Source organism: Gilliamella sp. B2887, assembly GCF_026537015.1.
Taxonomy (GTDB): domain Bacteria; phylum Pseudomonadota; class Gammaproteobacteria; order Enterobacterales; family Orbaceae; genus Gilliamella.
In genome coordinates, this window is sequence record NZ_JAFNMX010000011.1 from 88,299 (window position 1) to 96,641 (window position 8,343).

Annotated in this window: 7 protein-coding genes and 4 tRNA genes; 9 read left to right on the forward strand and 2 right to left on the reverse strand. The window is 35.4% G+C overall.

Translation table 11 applies throughout. The features are described from left to right. Window positions 1-13 precede the first annotated feature (13 nt). Window positions 14-676: a class II aldolase/adducin family protein gene (locus J3U13_RS09310; RefSeq protein WP_267341682.1), complete on the forward strand. Its 663-nt coding sequence runs from the start codon at window positions 14-16 to the stop codon at window positions 674-676. Between the two features lie 185 nt (window positions 677-861). On the opposite strand, the gene dhaL is transcribed toward J3U13_RS09310, so the two are convergent. Both dhaL and J3U13_RS09320 read right to left on the reverse strand, forming a co-directional pair. Next, a complete protein-coding gene (gene dhaL, locus J3U13_RS09315) occupies window positions 862-1,491 on the reverse strand; it encodes a dihydroxyacetone kinase subunit DhaL (RefSeq protein WP_267341683.1) in 630 nt (209 codons plus the stop codon). A 1-nt stretch (window position 1,492) separates the two neighbouring features. Then, on the reverse strand, window positions 1,493-2,497 hold the full coding sequence (locus J3U13_RS09320) for a dihydroxyacetone kinase subunit DhaK (protein WP_267341685.1): 1,005 nt from the start codon (window positions 2,495-2,497) through the stop codon (window positions 1,493-1,495). A gap of 354 nt (window positions 2,498-2,851) precedes the next feature. Here J3U13_RS09320 and J3U13_RS09325 point away from each other — a divergent pair, with 354 nt between their 5' ends. The 8 genes from J3U13_RS09325 to J3U13_RS09360 all read left to right on the forward strand — a co-directional run. After that, window positions 2,852-3,415: a hypothetical protein gene (locus J3U13_RS09325; RefSeq protein ID WP_267341687.1), complete on the forward strand. Its 564-nt coding sequence runs from the start codon at window positions 2,852-2,854 to the stop codon at window positions 3,413-3,415. Window positions 3,416-3,698: 283 nt separating this feature from the next. Beyond that, window positions 3,699-4,502, forward strand: coding sequence for a tRNA cyclic N6-threonylcarbamoyladenosine(37) synthase TcdA (gene tcdA / locus J3U13_RS09330; RefSeq protein WP_267341688.1), 804 nt, complete (start codon window positions 3,699-3,701; stop codon window positions 4,500-4,502). 317 nt (window positions 4,503-4,819) lie between these two features. Further along, window positions 4,820-7,516, forward strand: coding sequence for a bifunctional acetaldehyde-CoA/alcohol dehydrogenase (adhE, locus tag J3U13_RS09335; RefSeq protein ID WP_267341689.1), 2,697 nt, complete (start codon window positions 4,820-4,822; stop codon window positions 7,514-7,516). 153 nt (window positions 7,517-7,669) lie between these two features. Further along, window positions 7,670-7,745, forward strand: a tRNA-Thr gene (locus tag J3U13_RS09340). 33 nt (window positions 7,746-7,778) lie between these two features. Further along, window positions 7,779-7,863, forward strand: a tRNA-Tyr gene (locus J3U13_RS09345). Between the two features lie 57 nt (window positions 7,864-7,920). Next, window positions 7,921-7,995 (forward strand) — tRNA-Gly (locus tag J3U13_RS09350). A 3-nt stretch (window positions 7,996-7,998) separates the two neighbouring features. Continuing rightward, window positions 7,999-8,074 (forward strand) — tRNA-Thr (locus J3U13_RS09355). A 184-nt stretch (window positions 8,075-8,258) separates the two neighbouring features. Continuing rightward, the coding region (locus J3U13_RS09360; protein ID WP_010312103.1) for a GTP-binding protein at window positions 8,259-8,343 on the forward strand (85 nt) is incomplete at its 3' end.

Here is an 8,343-nt window from a genome sequence, read left to right on the forward strand (position 1 = left end):
CAGGAGTCATAAAATGTTAGAGATTCAAAAACAGAAGGTTGTTGATATGGCACAAAAATCCAGCGAATGGGGATTATGTAAACATAAAGCTGGTAACTCAAGTGTTAGAGATGAACAAACTGGGTATGTGCTGGTAACACCAACAACCATTGACAAAAAATTATTAACCATTCGGGATATTGTGGTGATGGATCTTGATGGTAATATTATTGAAGCTGATTCAGGATTAAGACCTACAAGTGAATGTTTAATGCACCTTGAGATTTATAAAGCTCGTGAAGATATTTTTGCTGTATCACATACTCACTCTATTTTTGCTACTTCATTTGCAGTCTTATCAAGACCTATTCCAGCGGTCGTTTATGAATGTGCTATTCTTAATTTAAAAGATGGCGTTATCCCTGTTGCACCTTACGGCAGACCAGGAACAACGGAACTTTCACATAGTGTTATAGAACCCATTAAACGTGCTGATGCGATTTTAATGGAAAAACATGGCGTTATAGCTGTGGATAAAGATCCTTATGAAGCTGTTTTAAAAGCTGCTTATATTGAGGAAATGGCTGAAATTTATTATCACGCATTGCTTATCAATGATGGTAAAGATCCAGGCGGTTTTCCACCAGAAGAGTTACAAAACTGGGCGTATCCTTCACAAATCAAATTTAAAAACTAATGTTTAATATTCTTTATTTTATAACGTAATAATTCAACATTACGTTATAAAATGCAGATGTTTTCATTTATTTTGATACTATTAACTGAAAGATCTTTTTTATTGTTACTCAATAGGAGTTTTATAAACTGTTTTTACTCAATGTGATTTATTTAAATCCGCCGATGACCAGCGGATTATGTTATTTATTGCATTTGAATACATTCATTCATGTATTTTAAAATATATGCCATTGAAACCGACCCAGGATCCATATGCCCAATCGTACGGTCGCCTAAATTTTTAGCCCGCCCAAATACCGCAATCATTTGTTTGGTTTTTTCTGCGCCTTCCATTGCTGATTTAGCAATTGTTGGTAACGCTTCATTAAGTGTAAGTGAAGTTAATTCATTGGCTGCTTTTGCACCTGCTGCTAATGCATCTACCATCGTTTTATCTCCTGGTTCTGCATTACCACGTTGATATACTCCTTGCCAACCGGAATTAAGAAATTTAGCGAAGAGTTCAGAGTTTAATTCCATCGTGCCAGCAATACTTTTTCCGCCTGTCCTAAATAATGTTCCAAATATAGCACCTGAAGCTCCGCCCATACTTGTCATTAATTTTGTGCCAATTTGGGTAAATAAATCACCTATATCTTCAGGTTGAAAATTCTCATCATGGAGTAATTCAATGATAGATGTGAATCCTCGTTTTATCCCAATTCCATGATCACCGTCACCAATTATCTGATCTAAAGCTGTTAATTCTGGTTCGATTTCGACCATTCTTTGAGCAGTAAACAACATTATTTTACGAATGTGTGATAAATTCATTTTATTTTCTCCATCCAAGAGTTTGACAAGGTAGATCATAAAGACGTTGCAATTCATCATCTAATTTCATTAGTGAGATTGAAAAACCTGACATTTCAAGTGATGTACAAAAATGCCCGACAGCAATATCGTGGCTGATAATACCTCGGTTATTAAGTTCAATTCCGACTTTGCGTGTTACCACTAATAATTCTGTATTACTAAGTGCCCCTAAATTGTTAATCAGTACGCATACACGATCTCCTGTTTGAAAAGGTAAATCATCACACAGGCGATCTATCATCTCTTTGACCACTTCATCACTTGGTGTCATAGCTTGTCGATGTAATCCTGCCTCACCATGAATACCTATCCCAATTTCGATTTCATTTTCATCCAATGCAAAATTAAAATTATTTGATTGAGGTAAAGCACAGCCATCAAGTGCGACACCTATAGTGCGAACATTAACGTTAGCTTTTGATACAACTTGATAAAGATTTTCAAGATGGTATTTCTCAAATTGAGATGCAGCACCTGCAATTTTATATAAAAACATAATACCGGCTACACCACGGCGGTTAGAAAGCTTGGATAAAGGAGCAGAGGCAATATCATCGGTTGCTCGAACAGTTTTAGTGACAATGTTTTGTTCCGCTAATAATTCGGCTGAAATATCAAAATTCATCCCGTCACCTGAATAGTTACCATATAAAAAAAGGACACCTTTACCATTTTCAATGGCTTTCGTGAGTTCAATTATTTGGTCTGGTGATGGTGAAGTAAATACTTCTCCTAATGCGCAACCATCAATGCCTCCTTCACCAATAAAACCGGCAAAAGTTGGTTCATGACCACTACCGCCTCCTGAAATAACTACCACTTGTTTGTTTGAGATATGGTTACCATAAACAGCACAATAATCTGAAATAGCCGTTAATTTACCATTATAGGCATAGACCAATCCTTGCATGACTTCTTGCCTTATGTTATTTGGATCATTAAGTAATTTTTTAGGCTTACGCATTGATTTTTCCTCTTTAATTGTTCATGTTTAATGGCATTTATTGTAGGTAAAACTAAAAAATCAAACGAACACATTTAATGACAAATAATATCCCTTTGGTTGCTCATCATAGGAAGCAACCTTTTCAACCATTTATTTAATAAAATACAACATCTGTTTGTAAAAAAGTTTGAGGTTATAGGTGTATTTGTGTAAAAACATTATTAATTCAATAAGATAAAATTTATTTAAATCATTGGTTTGATATTAGAAAAATTTTTGTTAAGGGATTCTCATATAAATTGCTAACTTGCACAATAAGGTTATAATCGATTTTCAAGCATGATGATTTGATGAATAAATAGAGTAGAGAGTATGAAAAATCTTGGAGCGATCTTTACTGCATGCATTTTAATAAACATGCCAACTAATCAAGCGTTATCTGTACCTAAAACGGATGAAATTTCAATTCAATCATCTGATAAAGTCTTGTCAAAATTTAAGTTACCAGAGAAAAGTCGATTTTTTACTATCGATTTTGAAAAAACTGAAGCGTTCAATTCTAATAATATCCAGAATTTCACTGATAATTATGTCGTGCTTTATAGTAATGATTTGAATGACGCAAGAATTTTAATTATTAATGAAGTTGTCGCTAATGAAAAAGAGGCCATGCAAATATTTCTTGGGCAAGCTAAAACGCGTGGTAATCCAAAACCAGAAATCAAACTTTATAATAACGTCAAATATATTGATGGTATTGATTCCAGATTAAACAGACGTTATATTCTTGTCCAACAATTTGATGAGGCTAACAGTTTAGTAACAATAAAATCTTTAGTCTATCGACTCAATACTAAAAATACTGATTTTTTTGATATCATAAACCCCATTGAACCACAGCAACTGGTTGATGAATTAATCAATTTTGCTAAATAATCATTTGTGATTGTATTCGTATTTTGACGAGAACTAACCACAATAAAAGTAAATGTTCTCACCTTTATAAAAGGACAGTAATTAAAAAGTTATTAATAGCTTTAAAAAAAGCAGTTGAGTAACAATAAATACTAAAAATAATGGAGAAACGGTTAGAATTAAACATCTATTTTAGGATTATTACTCATGTAGAGGAGACCATCTATTGAGATTGGTTAACATATTGCGCTTGAATCTATGCGCTGTTAGTATGCTGGCATAATTTGATAGATGAATGGTAATTATGCAAAACACATTTTCAGAATCTTATTTTCAACGTTTTAGCGGAGTTGCACGATTATATGGTGAGTCTGCATTAACTTTTTTTTCTCGTGCACATGTCTGTGTGATTGGTATTGGCGGAGTAGGTTCTTGGGTTGCTGAATCACTCGCGCGTAGTGGTATAGGGCAAATTACCTTAATTGATATGGATGATGTGTGTGTTACTAATACTAATCGTCAGATTCACGCATTAAAATCTAATATTGGCAAACCTAAAACATCCGTCATGGCAGAACGAATTTTGCAAATTAATCCTGAATGTATTGTCAATGAAATCGATGATTTTATTAATATTGATAATGTTAGCCAATATTTGGGAACGAAACAAAATCCACGATATGATTATATTATCGATGCAATTGATAGCGTTCGTGATAAAGCAGCTGTCCTTGCTTATTGTAAGCGTCAAAAATTAAAAATGATTACAATAGGGGGGGCAGGAGGTCAAAAAGATCCTACACAAATAAAGATTGTTGATCTAGCAAAAACCATTCAAGATCCTTTAGCGGCTAAATTACGCGAAAAGTTAAAAAATGATTATAAGCTTAATAAAGACAGTAAAGGTAAATATTCCATCCCTTGCGTATTTTCGACTGAGCAGCTAACTTATCCAACTAAAAATGGTCAGATTTGTTTTGCTAAAAATCAAGCCGACAGTAATAAAAAAATGGACTGTGAATCAGGATTCGGAGCAATAACAACGGTAACAGCAACGTTTGGTTTTGTTGCTGTGAGTTATGTATTGAACAAATTATGTAACATATGATTCTCTCTCTCAATTTAAAAAAATAGTTTTTATTTTTTTAAAATAAATTCTTTTAAAGGACAATTAACGTTTGACTAAAAATAATTGTCTTTTGAGTTCCTATTGTAAATATTTTTCTTTATTTACCTTCTAAAAGTCTAAATATATCTATTGATTTAAAAAACAATCTTTTTTTTTGTTCATATATTATTGTATAAAGCGCAAATCTGATTTACGATAATGCCAATTTCGTTTTGTAATTATGTCTAAGCATTAAAAAGTTTCAAGGAAGACGCCAAACGATCCCGGTTTATTTTTTATATTTCAAGGAGAAATCTATGGCAGTAACTAATATGAATGAGTTAAATGAGTTAATGACTCGTGTGAAGAAAGCACAAGAAACTTATTCAAATTATACTCAAGAGCAAGTCGACAAAATCTTCATAGCAGCAGCAACAGCGGCCGCCGCAGCTCGAATCCCTCTCGCACAACAAGCAGTTGCAGAATCAGGAATGGGAATTGTTGAAGATAAAGTAATAAAAAATCTTTTTGCCGCAGAGTATATATTAAATAAATATCGTCACGATAAAACGTGTGGCGTAGTGGCTGAAAACGAACCATTTGGCACTATTACTTTAGCAGAACCTTTGGGCATCATTTGTGGTATCGTCCCAACTACCAACCCAACTTCTACCGCAATTTTCAAATCGTTAATCAGTTTAAAAACTCGCAATGCTATTGTCTTTTCACCTCACCCTCGAGCAAAAAAATCCACTATCGAAGCAGCCAAAATTGTATTAAATGCCGCAATTAAAGCTGGTGCACCGAAAGATATTATTGGTTGGATTGATGAGCCATCTATCGAATTGTCTAATGCTTTGATGCATCATGATGATATTGCAGCTATTTTAGCGACTGGTGGACCAGGTATGGTCAAAGCGGCATACAGCTCTGGTAAACCAGCACTAGGTGTTGGAGCAGGTAATACGCCAGTAATTATTGATGAAACGGCAGATTTGAAACGAGCTGTTGCTTCAGTACTGATGTCTAAAACATTCGATAATGGTATGATTTGTGCGTCAGAACAAGCGATCGTTGTAGTTGACTCTGTTTATGATGAAGTGCGTAGTTTATTATCAGAATATGGTGCATACGTTTTAAATGCTAAAGAAACTAGAGCAGTACAAGGCATTATATTGAATGATAAAGGCGCTTTAAATGCTAATATTGTAGGTCAACCAGCTATTAAAATTGCAGAATTAGCAGGATTTAAAGCTCCGGTAGGTTCAAAAGTACTTGTTGGTGAAGTAACTAAAGTTGATTTATCTGAGCCATTTGCGCATGAAAAACTTTCCCCTACTTTAGCAATGTTTAGAGCAAAAGATTTTACTGAAGCAGTTGAGAAAGCGGAAAAATTAGTAGAAATGGGGGGGATGGGTCATACCTCTGTACTTTATACAGATCAAGATAGCAACCGTGATCGTATTGATTATTTTGGCAGTAAGATGAAAACTTGCCGTATTTTAATTAATCAACCAGCTGCTCATGGTGGTATTGGTGATTTGTATAACTTCGATTTAGCGCCATCTTTAACATTAGGTTGTGGTTCTTGGGGTGGAAACTCGGTATCTGAAAATGTTGGACCGAAACACTTACTAAACAAAAAAACCATCGCTAAGAGAGCAGAAAACATGTTATGGCACAAATTACCAAGTTCTATCTATTTTAAACGGGGCTCATTGCCTGTTGCTTTAAGTGAAGTTGTCGAACAAGGCGCAAAACGAGTATTTTTAGTAACCGATAAATTCTTATTTAACAATGGTTACTCAAAACAAATCACTGATCAATTAGAATCGCAAGGCGTTATCTGTGAAACATTTTATGATGTTGAAGCCGATCCAACGTTAAGTGTGGTTCGAAAGGGTACTGAATCAATGACATCCTTCCAACCTGATACTGTTATTGCTTTAGGTGGTGGTTCACCAATGGATGCGGCTAAAATTATGTGGGTTCTTTATGAACACCCTGAGACCAAATTTGATGAGCTAGCATTACGCTTTATGGATATTCGTAAACGTACCTGCCATTTCCCTAATATGGGTAAAAAAGCGAAACTAATTTGTGTTACAACCACTTCTGGTACAGGTTCTGAAGTGACTCCTTTTGCTGTAGTTACTGATGATGCTACTGGTCAAAAATATCCTTTAGCTGATTATGCAATTACTCCAAACATGGCTATTGTTGATGCTAACTTAGTAATGAATATGCCAAAATCACTTTGTGCTGCGGGTGGTTATGATGCAGTAACTCATGCTTTAGAAGCTTATGTTTCAATTATGGCAACGGAGTTTTCTGATGGGCAAGCATTACAAGCATTAAGCATGTTAAAAGCTTATTTACCTGCTAGCTATAAAGAAGGGGCTAAAAATCCACTGGCTCGAGAAAAAGTACATAGTGCTGCAACATTAGCTGGTGTTGCTTTTGCTCAAGCATTTTTAGGTGTTTGTCACTCTATGGCGCATAAGATTGGTGCTGCATTCCATATTCCTCATGGGGTGGCAAATGCAATGCTAATTAGTAATGTGGTGCGTTTTAACGCAACCAATAAACCTACTAAACAAGGCACCTTTAGCCAATATGGTTATCCTAAAGCTGTTAGCCGTTATGCTGAGATAGCTGATCATTTAGGTTTAACTGCTGTAGCTGATAAAGATGAGAAGAAAGTTGAGAAATTAATTGGTTGGTTAGATCAATTAAGAAAAGAACTTGATATTCCATTCTCAATTAAAGAGTTTGGTGTGGATGAAAAGACCTTCTTGGCCCAAGTGGATCAACTTGCTGTTGATGCCTTTGATGACCAATGTACGGGTGCTAATCCACGTTATCCTCTAATTGCTGAATTAAAACAAATCCTACTTGATACATATTATGGTCGTGCATATCAAGATAATGGAGATATTAGCGAGGAAGTTGCTGTACATACAGCAGCCAAAGGCGTAGCAAGTACTAAGAAAAAAGCGTCAAAAAAGAAATAATTTAATACATTATTTTTGATCTAAAAAAAGCCTGAAATAGCCTAAATTTCAGGCTTTTTTGTATTTTTTGATTTATTTTTAAGCAAACAAAATAAAATTTGTTTTTTTTGCTTGCAAGGTTAAATGTTCTAGTACATAATGCGCAGCACTTAGGCCGGCTTAGCTCAGTAGGTAGAGCAACTGACTTGTAATCAGTAGGTCGCCAGTTCGATTCCGGCAGCCGGCACCATTTTCCTAAGTAGACAAATTAATAAAGATTCGGGGTGGGGTTCCCGAGCGGCCAAAGGGAGCAGACTGTAAATCTGCCGTGTCACACTTCGAAGGTTCGAATCCTTCCCCCACCACCATGTAATCTGATATTAGCAATAGCTAATCGAAGCATTTAGGTAGCCGAGTTTGAACATGCGGGCATCGTATAATGGCTATTACCTCAGCCTTCCAAGCTGATGATGCGGGTTCGATTCCCGCTGCCCGCTCCAATTGCTGATATAGCTCAGTTGGTAGAGCGCACCCTTGGTAAGGGTGAGGTCGGCAGTTCAAATCTGCCTATCAGCACCATTCTTGTTATTCTCCTAAACTTCTAAAAATATCGAATTTGCCTGCTTTAAAGCTTGTCACTATACAGCTTTATCTGTTATTATTCAGAGCTAATTTTAAGTTAGTATTATGTTGATAATTTAATATGATACTTGGTTAATGTGGTGATTCACCACCGATTTGTATTACATTTGAGGGACAATCAATGTCTAAAGAAAAATTTGAACGTACAAAACCCCACGTTAACGTTGGTACAATCGGCCACGTTGACCATGGTAAAACAACTTTAA

What these genes read in the sequence shown, in the direction of transcription:
- dhaL (WP_267341683.1), bottom strand. Translation starts at nt 1,491, where the DNA reads ATGAATTTATCACACATTCGTAAAATAATGTTGTTTACTGCTCAAAGA.
- J3U13_RS09325 (WP_267341687.1), top strand. Translation starts at nt 2,852, where the DNA reads ATGAAAAATCTTGGAGCGATCTTTACTGCATGCATTTTAATAAACATG.
- J3U13_RS09310 (WP_267341682.1), top strand. Translation starts at nt 14, where the DNA reads ATGTTAGAGATTCAAAAACAGAAGGTTGTTGATATGGCACAAAAATCC.
- J3U13_RS09320 (WP_267341685.1), bottom strand. Translation starts at nt 2,497, where the DNA reads ATGCGTAAGCCTAAAAAATTACTTAATGATCCAAATAACATAAGGCAA.
- tcdA (WP_267341688.1), top strand. Translation starts at nt 3,699, where the DNA reads ATGCAAAACACATTTTCAGAATCTTATTTTCAACGTTTTAGCGGAGTT.
- adhE (WP_267341689.1), top strand. Translation starts at nt 4,820, where the DNA reads ATGGCAGTAACTAATATGAATGAGTTAAATGAGTTAATGACTCGTGTG.